Source organism: Ruegeria sp. BB5 (assembly GCF_056539405.1).
In genome coordinates this window covers 510,023-523,239 of the sequence record NZ_JBQFUX010000001.1, presented here as the reverse complement: position 1 = coordinate 523,239, position 13,217 = coordinate 510,023, and the positions used below count along the sequence as shown (strand labels likewise).

Below are 13,217 nucleotides of genomic sequence, written 5' to 3'. Positions count from 1 at the left end.
CCTCCTAGTGAAATGATCTGACACTTGAGCGACTGGCTGATCTCTCTCGAAGGCACGGAAGCAGGCCATCAACTTGCCCTGGGGCTTGCTTTGATGGCCGCCTTTCTGCACGCAGTGTTCGGCGCCCTGCAAAAAGGCCGCCACGATCCATGGCTATCACGCGGTGCGATCGACGCTAGCTATTGCCTGATGGCCGCCCCGTTCGCTTTTTATGTAGTACCGTGGCCTGAACCCTATATGTGGCCAATCTTTGCCACCGTCTGGCTGATCCATGTCGCCTACAAAGTTCTGCAGGCGATGGCCTATACCAAGGGCTCTTACACCGTCGTCTACCCGGTTGTCCGCGGCACAGGCCCCCTGTTCACCGTCATCGGTGCCTACCTGCTGTTCGGAGAAACCTTCACCGGCACCCAGTGGTTCGGCGTGGCTGTTCTGCTGGCCGGTATCTTTGGATTGGCCGCCTATAACTTTCGGTTTCTCGAAACCAACCGCGACACGCTGGGCATAGCGCTGGTATTGGCCGTTTCGACCGGCTTGTTCGTGGCGCTTTACACCACCTATGACGCCTATGGCATCCGCGCCACTGCCGATCCGTTCACCTTTCTGGCCTGGTTCTTCATGATCGACGGTGCGACCATGCCGATCTATGCCTTTCTGAGATGGCGCGCGATGATAAATCGGCCTACCATTGGGCCTTTGATGCTGCGCGGCCTTGCAGGCGGCATTATCGCCCCAATGTCTTTCGGAGCCATCATGCTGGCCACAAGGCTCGACAAGGTCGGCGAAGCGGCAGTCCTACGTGAAACCTCAACCGTCTTTGCGGCCCTGATCGGATGGCTGGTGTTGAAGGAAACCGTGGGGCCACGGCGGATTGCACTGATGGCATTGATTGCACTCGGCGCCGTAATAGTTGAAATGGGCGGGTAAGCAGCAGGAAACCACTATGTCAGGCAAAAAAGAGATCAACCCGTTTCTGAAACAAGTGCTGGAGCTTGGGCCTCCTCTGGCTTTTTTCTTCATCTACCTACGCCTGCGCGACGACAGCTTCCTGATCGGCGGCATCGAGTATTCCGGTTTTATCATAGCCACCATCCTTTTCGTGCCGCTGATGCTGGCCGCGATGGGGGTTCTTTGGTTCCTGACCGGTAAGCTCAGCCGGATACAGATTTTCACCGCATTCATGGTCATCTTCTTTGGCGGCCTGACCGCCTGGTTCAATGACGAGCGGTTTTTCAAAATGAAAACCACGCTGGTCTACGGCTTCTTTTCAATCATGCTTGGCATAGGTCTGCTGCAGGGCAAATCCTACCTCGCCTATGTCCTGGACGAGATGCTGCCGATGCGCCACGAGGGTTGGATGATCCTGACCCGGCGACTCTGCGGTTGTTTCGCGGTTCTGGCGGTGGCCAACGAATTTGTCTGGCGGACGATGTCCACCGACCTTTGGGTCAAGATCGAAACATTCGGCTTTCCCATAGCGCTGATGGTGTTTCTGATGCTGCAATTCAATCTGCTGCAAAGCTATATGGATGACCCCGACCACCAGTAGATGAACCGGTTGGGAAGGCGTTCGCCTCATACGTTTGCGATAGTTTGTCGGCCGATGCCGACAAAATCCTTGGCTTAACGCCGAAGCTGTGGAAAGTTGTGTCACCACCAAAACACTCACAGCCGGAGAATCTGGAACTCATGACGGCTTTCCCAGACAGCGGCTTCCTGTCCGAGGCATCCGACGGGTTGAAAGCCATGCTTTCCGCCCAGGCGACTGAAATCGCACTGGAACGTGGTGACGTCCTGTTTGAACAGGGTGACGAGGGTGACGCATTGTACGCCATTCTCGAGGGTACGCTTGAGGTGTCCTTTCTGGCCATGAGCGGCCGCAAGCTGTCGCTGACCCTTATGCGCCCTGGTGAGGTGTTCGGAGAGATTGCACTGTTCGACAGCGGCCCTCGCACAGCCACCATCGCCGCGGCAGAATCCTCGCGCATTCTGCGTGTCCGGCAGGGGGATGTGATGGAGCAAATTCGCCAGCACCCCGATCTGGCGGTTGACTTGATCCGATTGGCCGGTCTGCGCATGCGGTGGATGGGGTCGCAGCTGAATGAGCAGGTGTTCCTGCCGATGCCAATCCGGTTGGCCCGCAAGCTGTTACACCTGTCCGGACTTCAGGATGACCCTTCGACCCGGATCACCCTGTCGCAAAGCGAACTTGCCGAATTCGTTGGCGCCACGCGCGAGGCGGTGTCCAAGACGATCTCGACCTGGAAACGCGACAACGTGGTCGAAGCTTCGCGTGGCGGGTTGATGATTCAGGATTTCCAGGCCCTGCGAGAACTGGCAGAATCCGACCTGATCTGACCCCTGTGACCTGCTTCACAGACCTTTTACAACATCAAGACTAATCTCTTAGTTGTTACCGTAGGAGGTCAGAGAATCATCCCCGATATCTGTCCACTGACCTCTCCCTGTATCAGAGCCATGCGCCTCCCCGGCGTGTGGCTCACCTTTTTTCTGTCCCCAAAAACGCAAAAAAGCCGGAGCGATGACCCCGGCCTTTTGGTTTATTTAGGTGTCAGTTACTCGCCCAGGCTCAGCGCCACAAAGCGCGGTTCACCGCCACGGCGTACCAGCAACAACAACGACTTGCGGCCTGCCTCACGCGCTTCTTCCATACGGGCCTCAAGATCTTCAATCGAACTGACCTTCTGCTGACCGGCTTCGGTAATCAGATCACCGGCGCGCAGCCCCTTGGAAAAAGCTTCGGACGCTTCGTCCACCGCAGTCACAACCAGCCCTTCTGCCTCCGCATCCAAATCAAGATCGGTGCGCAACGTATCCGTCAGGGGTGAAATCGTCAGACCCAGAATATCGGCGTTTTCCTCAGGCACGGCATCTGGTGTTTCCTCTTCCTCGCCATCCGCGCGTTCCGCTTCCTCACGACGGCCCAGCGTGACCAAAACGGTCTGAGTGCCCCCGTCGCGATGCACCACAACACGAACCGACTTGCCAACCGTAGTCTCGCCCACCTGACGCACCAGACCGCGCGTATCTTCGACCTCGACCCCGTCAAAGCTGAGGATAACGTCACCCGCAAGCAGGCCCGCATCTTTGGCCGGACCGTCCGGTACATCGCTGATCAGCGCGCCGCCGGGTTTGTCCAGCCCCATCGCCTCGGCCATGTCCTCGGTCACGTCTTGAATGCGCACGCCCAGCCAGCCACGGCGGGTTTCACCGAATTCGCGCAGTTGGTCGACGACCTTAACGACCACGTTGGACGCCATCGAGAACCCGATCCCGATGGAGCCGCCATTGGGCGACAGGATCGCGGTGTTCACGCCGATCACCTCGCCGTTCATATTAAACAGCGGCCCGCCCGAGTTCCCCCGGTTAATGGCTGCGTCCGTCTGAATATAGTCGTCATAAGAACCGCTCAGCGCCCGGTTGCGGGCCGAAACGATACCAGCCGAAACAGAAAAGCCCTGCCCCAGCGGGTTACCCATGGCAATCACCCAATCCCCCACACGCGCAATGTCGCTGTCACCGAATTGCACATATTGTAGCGGGCCCGAAGCTTCGACCTTGAGCAGCGCGATGTCTGTTTTTTCATCTGTGCCAATCACCTTGGCGGGCAACTCTTTCTTGGGCTGACCGTCGCCTGGAAAGAATTCCACAAGGATTTCATCAGCTTCCGCAATAACATGGTTGTTGGTGACGATATAACCGTCCTCGGAAATCACAAAACCCGATCCCAGCGCATTGCTGCGGCGTGGGCGGTCGCCCTCTTCACCATCTCGGTCCTGAAACTCGCGAAAGAAATCCTCGAACGGAGAGCCCTCGGGCACGATCCCTTGCGGGCCAGTTTGCCCTTCGATCAGGGTCGATGTGGTGATGTTCACCACTGCCGGGCTGATCTTTTCGGCCAGCGGCGCCAGGCTTTCGCTCCGCGCCTGCGCGGCGACGGATTGGGCCAGAACAAGCAACATCCCCGCAAAGGCCAACCACATCAGCCGCATGAAACCAACACTGTCGTCCTTTTGGACGGAAATACTGCGCGCTTGTGCCTGCACTTGGGAACTCCTTGTCGAACAACGTCATAAGGGTGCCGCATAGCAACCCCTCTTGGAAACCAATGTAGTCAGTTTACCCAAGCCCGCAACTCGGGATCGCGGGGAATTCACCGGCAATTGAAATCAACGTGTCAAAACCCGAGCTGAAATGCACCCCACAACAACACCAGACCGCTGACAACACATAGCAGACCGGCCAGACGACGGGCCTGTTCAGGCAGTGACCGAAGCGCCTCAAGCATACGTTCAATAAGCGAAGGGGCCAGCGCATAGGCCAGCCCCTCGACAATCAGTACCAGCCCGAAGGCCAGAAGGATCAGGCCCATTACCGACCAGCCTGCCCGGTGGGCGATTTCAGGTAATTGAAGAACTCGGAATCCGGGCTCAGAACCATCGAACTGTTGCTACCGCCCAACGCATTTTCATAGGCCGACAAAGAGCGGTAGAATTCAAAGAACTCAGGGTCCGCGCCGTAAGCTTCGGCAAAGATCGCGTTACGTTCGGCATCTGCTTCACCGCGGATGATCTCGGCCTCACGGCGAGCATCCGACACCAGTTCAACCACAGTACGATCCGCCTGGGCGCGCACTCGCTGGGCCGCCTCGTTACCACGGGCGCGTTCATCGGTCGCCTCGCGTTCACGCTCGGCCTTCATCCGGTCAAAGGTGGCCTCAAGGTTGGCTTGCGGCAGGTCAGTTGCTTTCAAGCGCACGTCGATGACGTTAACGCCCAGCGCCTGCGCTTCGGCGATCGCGCTGTTGCGGATGCGCAGCATCAAGGCGGCACGGTCGGAACTCAGGATATCGCGAGACGAAACCGAACCCAGCACTTCGCGGGTTTCGGCGCGCAAGATGCGATCCAGACGATCCTCGGCGACCGGGATACCGCCAACACCGACGGCCTGACGGAAGCGGTTCAGATCGGAAATCCGATAACGCGCAAACGCGTCGACAACCAGACGACGATCATCAAGCGGAGTGACTTCCAGCGGCTGAACGTCGATCGACAGGATACGGTCGTCATAGCGCACAACTTCCTGAATCAGCGGAATCTTGAACGCCAAACCGGGCTCTTCCTTAACGGCAACGACGCGGCCAAATTGCAGTACCAACGCACGCTCACGCTCGTCCACGATGAAAATCGAGGACAAGCCGATAACGCCCAGGATCACGACCAGAATGAGGATAATAGGTGACTTACGCATCAGTTGCTCTCCTCAGTCTGATTGCGGCGCAGCTCATTGAGCGGAAGATAAGGCACCACGCCCTGCCCCGACCCTGTCGAGTTCTCGTCGAGGATGATTTTGTCTACGTCGCCCAGAACCTGCTCCATGCGCTCCAGATACAGACGCTTGCGCGTCACGTCAGGTGCCTTGGAGTATTCTTCCAGAACCGCGCTAAAGCGGCTGGCCTCACCCTGCGCGCCATTGATCTGCTGGGCGCGATAGGCTTCGGCCTCTTCCAGAACCTGTGCGGCTTCACCACGCGCTTCGGCCAAAACGCGGTTGGCATAGGCATCCGCAACGTTCTGCAGGCGGTCACGTTCTTGCGCCGCAGCCTGAACATCACGGAACGCTGCGATCACGTCCTGTGGAGGGTCAGCCTTGTCAAAGTTAACGCGGACGATGTTCACACCAGAATCGTAGCTGTCCATTGTCAGCTGAATCAATTCCTGCAACCGGTCTGCGATAATGCCCCGGTCCCTGTTCAGAATCGGTGCCAACTCGCTCTGCGCGATGATCTCGCGCATCGCCGATTCAGAAACGGCCCGAATCGTCTGACGCGGATCGCGCAGGTTAAACAGATATTTAGCCGGATCGTTGATGTTCCAGACAACCTGATAGTCGATGTCGACCACATTTTCGTCGCCAGTCAGCATCAGACCATCGTCACTGCCGCGCGCACCGCCCATGTCTTCATTCTGTTCACGGGTTACCGGGATCACCTCGGCGGTCACAAACGGCCAAGGCGCAAAGTTCAGACCCGGATTCCCAACGGCCGAAAATTCACCCAAGAACAACTCAACCGACTGTTCTTCCGGTTTGACCGTGTAGAAGCTTGCAGCTCCCCACAGACCCGCGGCAACCAGCAAACCAATCACCACCGTGCCTTTGGTGAAAACCGGACCACCGCCGCCCGCTCCCTGACCGCCGCCACGGCCACCGCCGCCGCGACCGCCCATCAGAACGCGCAGCTGCTCTTGGCCTTTTTTCATCAGCTCATCGATCTCGGGGATCTGCGGGCCGTCGCCTTCGGGAGGCTTGCGTCCGTCCCCATTATTACCCCGATTTCCTCCGCCTCCAGAAGAGCCTCCGCCCCCCCAGGGGCCACCGCTGTTGCCCGCCATATGTATCTGTTCCTTCGTGTTGGACCGTGTGATCACGGTGTCCCTTGTAACTTGTGTGCGCGCGCTTGCAAATCAAGCAGTGCGAACAGGTTGCCGCATTGTCACCAGTTCTTCGGCCATAACCGGGTGAACGGCAACCGTGCGGTCGAAATCTTCCTTGGTTGCACCCATTTTAACGGCGATTCCTGCCAGCTGGATCATCTCGCCCGCGCCCGGTGCCACGATATGGCAACCCAACACCTTGCGGGTCGCCTGACTGACGATCAGCTTCATCAGCACCCGCTGCGTTCCACCCGCAAACGCCTTTTGCATCGGCTTGAACGAGGTTGCATATACCTCGACCGGTTCTTGCGCGGCAGCGTCTTCCTCGCTCAATCCCACGGTACCGAACTCCGGTTGGGTGAAGATCGCGGTCGGGATCAGCTCGTGATCGACCGGCGTCGGGTTGCCTTTGAACACTGTTTCGACAAAAGCCATGCCCTCGCGGATCGCAACCGGTGTCAAATTCACCCGATCTGTCACATCCCCAATTGCAAAGATCGAAGGCACGCCCGTCTGGCTGTATTCGTCCACAACGATCTCGCCCTTACGACCCCGTTCAACGCCCACTGCCTCAAGCCCTAGGTTGTCGGCATTGGGCGCACGACCAGTGGCGTACATGACAACATCGAATTGATCCTCGGTGCCGTCGGTGGCTTTGACGCGAATTTGGTCACCTTCCTTGGTCATCTCCAACACATTGGTGCCCAGACGTACATCAATACCGTTCTGGCGCATTTCCTCGCAGATCAGGCCGCGTGCTTCCTCATCAAAGCCGCGCAGAATTTGCGCGCCGCGGTAGAACTGAGTGGTCTTCACACCCATCCCGTTCATGATCCCTGCGAACTCGCTGGCGATGTAGCCGCCACCGACGATCAAGATGGATTGAGGCAATTTCTCAAGATGGAAGATTTCGTTTGAGGTGATGGCCAGATCCGAGCCCGGAAACTCGGGCACGACCGGACGACCGCCGGTGGCGATCAGGATGTGCTTGGCCGTCTTACGCGTGCCATCGGCCAGCTCAACCGTATGCGCATCAACCACATGGGCACGCTGATCAAAGCTTTCGACACCGTTGTTTTTCAGGATATTGCGATAAACACCTTCAAGCCGATCCAGTTCCGCGACCAGCTTGTCGTGGAACGTGTTCCAATCAAGCCCGCCGGGTTTAACATCCCAACCATAGGCTTGCGCGTCCTGCATTGTCCCTGAGAACTCACTGGCAAAGACCATCAGCTTTTTCGGAACACAGCCTCGGATGACACAGGTCCCGCCATAACGATCCTCTTCGGCCAGCGCCACCTTGGCGCCATTCTCACCAGCAGCCACACGCGCTGCGCGAACCCCGCCCGAGCCGCCTCCGATGACGAACAGATCATAATCAAAGCTCATTTACCGTGCCTCTTTCAGTTTTCAGCAAGCGCCATCAAAGCGACGCCACGGGTGTATCTTATTGCTCACCACAGTCCAGACCGTTCTGGTGAGACAGTTGATCTTGCCAGGACGCAAAAAAATCGGCCAGTAATGCTCAACCGTCCTTACGAACCGCTCAGATATGGGTTTCGCCATAGATTGCAACTGGAGGGGCATGCTCTCGAATGTGCCGTCCGGTTTTTGGAAACTGACTTCGCCGAATTGTAATGCCGAAAGCTCTGACATTCGTCAGTCAGCCAAATCCGAGAACAGGTTCTCACCACTGTCCACCAATTCGTCCAGCTCGGTGGTACCCGCGTTGATGTCGCGCAGTTCGACCCGGCCGTCCCCGTGGCCGATCACGACCTTGTCACAGATGTCAATGAACAACCCGTTCTCGACCACACCTGGCACCTGATTAAGCACCAGCGCCAACTGGCGCGCGTTGCCGATGCGCTGCAGGTGCAAATCCAAAACGTGGTTGCCTTCATCTGTCACAAAAGGGGCTTCACCATCCATCCGAAGCATGGCCGAAGTGCCCAGAACATCCATCGTGTCCAGCATCTCTTGGATCAAAGTGCGGGTGGTTTGCCAGCCAAAGGGGATCACCTCGACCGGCAAAGGGAAGGCGCCCAGGGTTTCGACCTCTTTGCCGGCATCGGCGATGACGACCATCTGGTCGCTGGCCGTGGCGACGATCTTCTCCTGCAGATGCGCGCCACCGCCACCTTTGATCAGGTTCAGCTCGCCATCGAATTCATCCGCGCCATCAATGGTCAGATCCAACCACCCCGCCTGATCCAACGAGACCACTTCGATCCCGACTTCGCAGGCCAGTTGCGCGGTGCGGATCGACGTCGGAACACCCTTGATCCGCAGCCCTTCTTTTTTGACCCGCTCACCGATGCGACGCACCATCCAAGCGGCTGTTGACCCTGTCCCCAGACCGACACGCATTCCGTCTTGCACCATGTCAGCAGCGCGACGAGCGGCGACATATTTGGCGTTATCGATGGGTGACAGATCACGGGTCATGGCAGCGTTTCCCTTTATTACTGCCAGACTTATACGAAATGCGGCCACCAACCGCGAGTGCCAAATCGCCGCCATCACGCGTAAACATGCGTGGAAAATACGCGTTTCCGAAGGGAAACGTCGCAATCGAGGCTTCCGGCATTCGCCCCGCAAGTTACATAGGGGCCATGACCGCGCCCTATCGCCTTCATTATGCCCCCGACAACGCCTCGCTGGTGATCAGACTGGTGTTGGAAGAGATGGGCCTTCCTTTTGAGACCGTACTGGTGGACCGCCGCCGGAACGAACAGGACAGCGCGGCCTATCGGTCCTTGAACCCGAATGGATTGATCCCGGTGCTGGACACCCCGCAAGGACCGATCTTTGAAACGGCAGCCATTTTGTTGTGGCTGGCGGATACGCACAAGCAACTGGCCCCTGCCCACAACAGCCCAGATCGGGCGGCGTTTCTGAAATGGCTGTTTTTTGCGTCCAACACACTGCACGCCGATCTGCGCATTCTTTTCTATGCTGAAAAGTACATCGACCCCGCGCGGGCCGAGACCCTGCGTGAAGGCATCCGCCCGCGCCTGCGCCAACATTTGCAGGTACTGGATGCCGAAGCCCAGAAAGCGCCGGATTGGCTGCAGGCAGACACCCCATCGGTTTTAAGCTTTTATCTGGCGTGCCAAATGCGTTGGATGGCGCTGTACCCCGCCAGCGCGGATCGCAGCTGGTTTCAGCTCGGGGACACGCCCAATCTGCAGGACATCCTGACGCGGCTTGATTCCCGACCCGCAACCCAAGCCGCCATCGCGGCCGAGGGGTTGGGGGTTACGCCGTTCACCTCACCACGTTACGCTACACCTGAAGAAGGCTCAGCTACCTGATATGTTTCTATCTGTCTTCGATATGTTCAAAGTGGGCATCGGCCCGTCATCGTCTCATACCATGGGGCCGATGGTGGCCGCCGCGCGTTTTCTGGACATGATGCGCGCGTCCCCGTTCGAATTTGCGGGGCTGCGCGGATCGCTGCACGGCTCGCTGGCTTTTACTGGGGTCGGTCACGCCACCGACCGTGCCACCATTCTGGGACTGGCCGGGTTTGTGCCCGACACCTACGACAACGATAAGGCTGAGGCCGCGCTGGCCGAAATATCCCAGACGCACTCGGTGACGCCCGAAGGGTTGCCGACGCTTCAGTTCAACCCAAAGACCGACCTGATCTTTGACTATGACAACAACCTGCCCGGCCACGCCAATGGCATGATCCTGATGGCCACCGACGCACAAGGCGATGTGATCCTGCGGCAGGTTTACTACTCGGTCGGCGGTGGCTTTGTCCTGACCGAAGAGGAACTGGCCGAAGGCAAGGCAACCGACGAGGGCGACCCAGTCCCGTTCCCGTTCAAATCCGCCGCCGAAATGCTTGAGATGGCAAAGACCAGCGGCAAAAGCATCGCTCAGATGAAGCGCGATAATGAAATCGCGCGCGGCTGTGCCGACAGCTTCGCCAAGGGCACTGCGCGTCTGTGGGAAGTTATGAACAATTGCATCGAGCGCGGCCTGAATACTGAAGGCATTTTGCCCGGTGGCCTGAACGTGCGACGCCGCGCCAAAGGCATTCACGATGCTCTGCTGGCCGAGCGGGGCATGAACCTGAACGCGCCGCACACCATCAATGACTGGATGAGTGTCTATGCCATGGCGGTGAACGAGGAAAACGCCGCCGGTGGGCAGGTCGTGACCGCCCCGACCAATGGCGCGGCAGGTACGATGCCTTCGGTCCTGCGCTATTACCTTGATCACGTGCCCGGCGCGTCGGAAAGCCATATCGAAGATTTCCTTCTGACCGCTGCCGCCATTGGCGGGCTGGTTAAATATAACGCCTCAATCTCTGGCGCCGAAGCGGGCTGTCAGGCCGAAGTCGGAAGCGCATCAGCCATGGCTGCGGCAGGCCTGTGTGCCGTCATGGGCGGAACACCGGAACAAGTTGAAAACGCTGCTGAAATCGCGCTGGAGCATCATTTGGGCATGACCTGTGACCCGGTTGCCGGGTTGGTGCAGGTACCGTGTATCGAACGCAACGGACTGGCGGCGATCAAAGCCGTTTCCGCAGCATCGCTGGCGTTGCGTGGCGATGGGAAACACTTCGTACCGCTGGATTCCGTAATCGAGACTATGCGCCAGACCGGCCATGATATGCACGAGAAATACAAGGAAACGTCACTGGGCGGCCTGGCTGTGAACGTACCCAACTGCTGATGCCGCAATAAGGGGGATATCATGCGGGGACATTGTCTGTGCGGCACCATCCGGTACGAAGTTACGCCTCCGGTCCTGTCCTGCGTTACCTGCCATTGCGACAGTTGCAGACGGCAATGCGCCGCGCCGATGACCACCTATTTCGGCGTGCGCGACGGTCAGTGGCGCTGGACCGGGGACGAGCCGAAAACCTTTGCCTCGTCGCCCGGTGTCACCCGCAGTTTCTGCCCCAAATGCGGCACTCCGATATCATTCCGATCACAAGCCATGTCGGACGTGCTGCATCTGTACGTGGCAACACTGGAAGACCCGAACCAGTTGGAGCCAACGTTGCACGTGGCGCATGAGGAAAAGCTGAACTGGCTGAAACTGGGTGACGGCCTGCCCACTTGCATCGGTCCAGACTATACCAAGGTTCAACCCCTGCCCTAGACGCTTCCCACCGGACCCCAAACCCCGTAGCGTCGCCCTTATGACACAGGATCGTCCGGTCTTTGGCATCATCCTGATGCTTGGCTTTTGCATCATCGCGCCGATGGGCGACGCGATGGCAAAGCTGTTGGCCGAAACCACACCTGTCGGCATGCTTGTCTTTGTCCGCTTCGCCGTTCAGGCGCTGGTGCTGGTCCCACTGGCCGTATTGACCGGGCGATCCCTGCGCATGCGTGGCCGTATCCTGTGGCTGACATTTATTCGCACGGTTCTGCATATCCTCGCCCTTTCAGCCATGTTCAGCTCATTGCTTTTCCTGCCGCTGGCCGACGCGATCGCCATCGTCTTTGTCATGCCGTTCATCATGTTGATCCTGGGCAAATACATACTGAAGGAAACCGTTGGCCCACGCCGCCTGATAGCCTGCGCCGTTGGCTTTGTTGGGACCTTGCTGGTCATTCAGCCCAGCTTTGTACAAGTGGGGGCCGCAGCCCTGCTACCGCTTGTGGTAGCTTTGCTCTTTTCCCTGTTCATGCTGGTGACGCGCCAGATCGCCAAAGAAACAGACCCAATCACCCTACAAGCGGCATCGGGCATGATGGCTATAATCCTAATGTTGCCAGTTCTGTTGGCCGGAACAATCGGCGGCAGTAGGGCCGTATCGCTGATCTTACCGCCCCCGGACATTCACCTTTTGCTGATCGCAATCGGGCTGCTGGGAACCGTCGCGCATCTGTTGATGACATGGTCGCTGCGCTTTGCGCCGTCGGCAACGCTGGCCCCGATGCAATATCTGGAAATTCCAATGGCCACCCTATTCGGCTGGCTCGTCTTTCACGACCTGCCCAACGGGGTTGCGGCCATCGGCATAGCCATCACCATCGCCGCGGGCCTTTACGTTATTCTGCACGAGCGGGCCAACGCCCGGTCTGCTCCGACAGAAACGCCTGCATGATCTGATCCAAGGCGTTGCGCGGAACCATGACCAAAAGGCCGGGCCTGTCCACCTCCAGTTCTACATCAGCCAACGCGCGATTGGAGGTCCCGACGCGACCGCTCGGCTCTAACACCAGATCATCAATCGGCCATTCCAATCCACGGCTGCGCCCCGTTACCCTCTGAAACGGAAACAGCGAAACCACATCGCCGGGTGAAAGGTCAAAAGCGATCCGCGGTGGGGCGTGGAATACGACTTCATGCTCCCCTAGCAAAATGCACGGACGATCCTGAAGTCGGATCAACGCGCTCAGCACCGCCAATTGGTGATCCAGCCGCCCGCCCAGAAACCCAACCCCTAGCACTAGCGGCGCCTCGACACTGCGCAGGGTCTTGTCGAAATCCGTGCTGTCCTGCTCGCGGATCGGAAACAATCGCTCTGCCGGAATCCGGTCGCGATAGGCGCTGCTCAGCGAATCAAAATCACCGATAACCGCATCCGGCATCCGCCCCGAATCCATCAGCGGGATCGCTCCGCCATCTGCGGCAACAACGGTATTGACGCGAATCAGCGCCAAATTTAGGTCATCTGGACCGATTTCTCCGCCTCCGACCACTGCGATTGGCTCCTCAGACCGTACAATCGACTGATTTTTTTTAAGATTGATCATTTTTCCCGGATTTGGACACATTGAGACCACAAAA

14 protein-coding genes are annotated in these 13,217 nt (G+C 58.2%); 7 read left to right on the top strand and 7 right to left on the bottom strand.

Going from position 1 to position 13,217, the window contains the following annotated elements; all coding sequences use genetic code 11:
- Positions 1-24: 24 nt before the first annotated feature.
- The 3 genes from ACR0DL_RS02645 (at position 25) to ACR0DL_RS02635 (ending at position 2,358) form a co-directional block, all read left to right on the top strand.
- A complete protein-coding gene (locus ACR0DL_RS02645) occupies positions 25-927 on the top strand; it encodes an EamA family transporter (protein WP_480687440.1) in 903 nt (300 codons plus the stop codon).
- A gap of 16 nt (positions 928-943) precedes the next feature.
- Positions 944-1,549 (top strand): inner membrane-spanning protein YciB, encoded by a 606-nt coding sequence (locus ACR0DL_RS02640; RefSeq protein ID WP_170357834.1) that lies wholly within the window; start codon positions 944-946, stop codon positions 1,547-1,549.
- 140 nt (positions 1,550-1,689) lie between these two features.
- The gene (locus ACR0DL_RS02635) at positions 1,690-2,358 is read left to right on the top strand and encodes a Crp/Fnr family transcriptional regulator (protein WP_170348298.1); all 669 of its coding nucleotides are present in this window, start codon (positions 1,690-1,692) and stop codon (positions 2,356-2,358) included.
- A 218-nt stretch (positions 2,359-2,576) separates the two neighbouring features.
- On the opposite strand, the gene ACR0DL_RS02630 is transcribed toward ACR0DL_RS02635, so the two are convergent.
- The 6 genes from ACR0DL_RS02630 to rpiA all read right to left on the bottom strand — a co-directional run bounded on the left by ACR0DL_RS02630 (position 2,577) and on the right by rpiA (position 8,900).
- Positions 2,577-4,013, bottom strand: a complete 1,437-nt coding sequence (locus ACR0DL_RS02630; protein ID WP_480688464.1) for a DegQ family serine endoprotease — start codon at positions 4,011-4,013, stop codon at positions 2,577-2,579.
- Positions 4,014-4,198: 185 nt separating this feature from the next.
- Positions 4,199-4,393, bottom strand: coding sequence for a DUF2065 domain-containing protein (locus ACR0DL_RS02625; protein ID WP_170348296.1), 195 nt, complete (start codon positions 4,391-4,393; stop codon positions 4,199-4,201).
- Positions 4,393-5,271, bottom strand: coding sequence for a protease modulator HflC (gene hflC / locus ACR0DL_RS02620; RefSeq protein WP_170348295.1), 879 nt, complete (start codon positions 5,269-5,271; stop codon positions 4,393-4,395). Before hflC ends, ACR0DL_RS02625 begins: the two co-directional genes overlap by 1 nt.
- Positions 5,271-6,413 (bottom strand): FtsH protease activity modulator HflK, encoded by a 1,143-nt coding sequence (gene hflK, locus ACR0DL_RS02615; RefSeq protein ID WP_170348294.1) that lies wholly within the window; start codon positions 6,411-6,413, stop codon positions 5,271-5,273. The genes hflC and hflK overlap by 1 nt, the downstream gene beginning before the upstream one ends.
- Before the next feature lie 72 nt (positions 6,414-6,485).
- Positions 6,486-7,844: a glutathione-disulfide reductase gene (gene gor, locus ACR0DL_RS02610; protein ID WP_170348293.1), complete on the bottom strand. Its 1,359-nt coding sequence runs from the start codon at positions 7,842-7,844 to the stop codon at positions 6,486-6,488.
- A 270-nt stretch (positions 7,845-8,114) separates the two neighbouring features.
- Positions 8,115-8,900: a ribose-5-phosphate isomerase RpiA gene (gene rpiA, locus ACR0DL_RS02605; protein ID WP_170357830.1), complete on the bottom strand. Its 786-nt coding sequence runs from the start codon at positions 8,898-8,900 to the stop codon at positions 8,115-8,117.
- Between the two features lie 167 nt (positions 8,901-9,067).
- Here rpiA and ACR0DL_RS02600 point away from each other — a divergent pair, with 167 nt between their 5' ends.
- From ACR0DL_RS02600 to ACR0DL_RS02585, 4 genes are read left to right on the top strand one after another with little or no spacing between them, the layout of a single operon-like run.
- Positions 9,068-9,769, top strand: coding sequence for a glutathione S-transferase family protein (locus ACR0DL_RS02600; protein ID WP_480687438.1), 702 nt, complete (start codon positions 9,068-9,070; stop codon positions 9,767-9,769).
- Between the two features lies 1 nt (position 9,770).
- Positions 9,771-11,144, top strand: coding sequence for an L-serine ammonia-lyase (locus tag ACR0DL_RS02595; protein WP_480687436.1), 1,374 nt, complete (start codon positions 9,771-9,773; stop codon positions 11,142-11,144).
- Positions 11,145-11,165: 21 nt separating this feature from the next.
- Entirely contained in the window at positions 11,166-11,576 is a 411-nt protein-coding gene (locus ACR0DL_RS02590) for a GFA family protein (RefSeq protein ID WP_425080855.1), read from the top strand.
- Between the two features lie 40 nt (positions 11,577-11,616).
- A complete protein-coding gene (locus ACR0DL_RS02585) occupies positions 11,617-12,531 on the top strand; it encodes a DMT family transporter (RefSeq protein WP_480687434.1) in 915 nt (304 codons plus the stop codon).
- Here ACR0DL_RS02585 and ACR0DL_RS02580 read toward each other — a convergent pair.
- Entirely contained in the window at positions 12,476-13,183 is a 708-nt protein-coding gene (locus tag ACR0DL_RS02580; protein WP_480636229.1) for a thiamine diphosphokinase, read from the bottom strand. The two genes, ACR0DL_RS02585 and ACR0DL_RS02580, sit on opposite strands and share 56 nt — an antisense overlap.
- Between the last annotated feature and the right edge of the window lie 34 nt (positions 13,184-13,217).

What these genes read in the sequence shown, in the direction of transcription:
- ACR0DL_RS02580 (WP_480636229.1), bottom strand. Translation starts at nt 13,183, where the DNA reads ATGATCAATCTTAAAAAAAATCAGTCGATTGTACGGTCTGAGGAGCCA.
- ACR0DL_RS02635 (WP_170348298.1), top strand. Translation starts at nt 1,690, where the DNA reads ATGACGGCTTTCCCAGACAGCGGCTTCCTGTCCGAGGCATCCGACGGG.
- ACR0DL_RS02625 (WP_170348296.1), bottom strand. Translation starts at nt 4,393, where the DNA reads ATGGGCCTGATCCTTCTGGCCTTCGGGCTGGTACTGATTGTCGAGGGG.
- ACR0DL_RS02640 (WP_170357834.1), top strand. Translation starts at nt 944, where the DNA reads ATGTCAGGCAAAAAAGAGATCAACCCGTTTCTGAAACAAGTGCTGGAG.
- ACR0DL_RS02630 (WP_480688464.1), bottom strand. Translation starts at nt 4,013, where the DNA reads ATGCGGCTGATGTGGTTGGCCTTTGCGGGGATGTTGCTTGTTCTGGCC.
- ACR0DL_RS02600 (WP_480687438.1), top strand. Translation starts at nt 9,068, where the DNA reads ATGACCGCGCCCTATCGCCTTCATTATGCCCCCGACAACGCCTCGCTG.
- hflK (WP_170348294.1), bottom strand. Translation starts at nt 6,413, where the DNA reads ATGGCGGGCAACAGCGGTGGCCCCTGGGGGGGCGGAGGCTCTTCTGGA.
- ACR0DL_RS02590 (WP_425080855.1), top strand. Translation starts at nt 11,166, where the DNA reads ATGCGGGGACATTGTCTGTGCGGCACCATCCGGTACGAAGTTACGCCT.
- ACR0DL_RS02595 (WP_480687436.1), top strand. Translation starts at nt 9,771, where the DNA reads ATGTTTCTATCTGTCTTCGATATGTTCAAAGTGGGCATCGGCCCGTCA.
- rpiA (WP_170357830.1), bottom strand. Translation starts at nt 8,900, where the DNA reads ATGACCCGTGATCTGTCACCCATCGATAACGCCAAATATGTCGCCGCT.
- gor (WP_170348293.1), bottom strand. Translation starts at nt 7,844, where the DNA reads ATGAGCTTTGATTATGATCTGTTCGTCATCGGAGGCGGCTCGGGCGGG.
- hflC (WP_170348295.1), bottom strand. Translation starts at nt 5,271, where the DNA reads ATGCGTAAGTCACCTATTATCCTCATTCTGGTCGTGATCCTGGGCGTT.
- ACR0DL_RS02585 (WP_480687434.1), top strand. Translation starts at nt 11,617, where the DNA reads ATGACACAGGATCGTCCGGTCTTTGGCATCATCCTGATGCTTGGCTTT.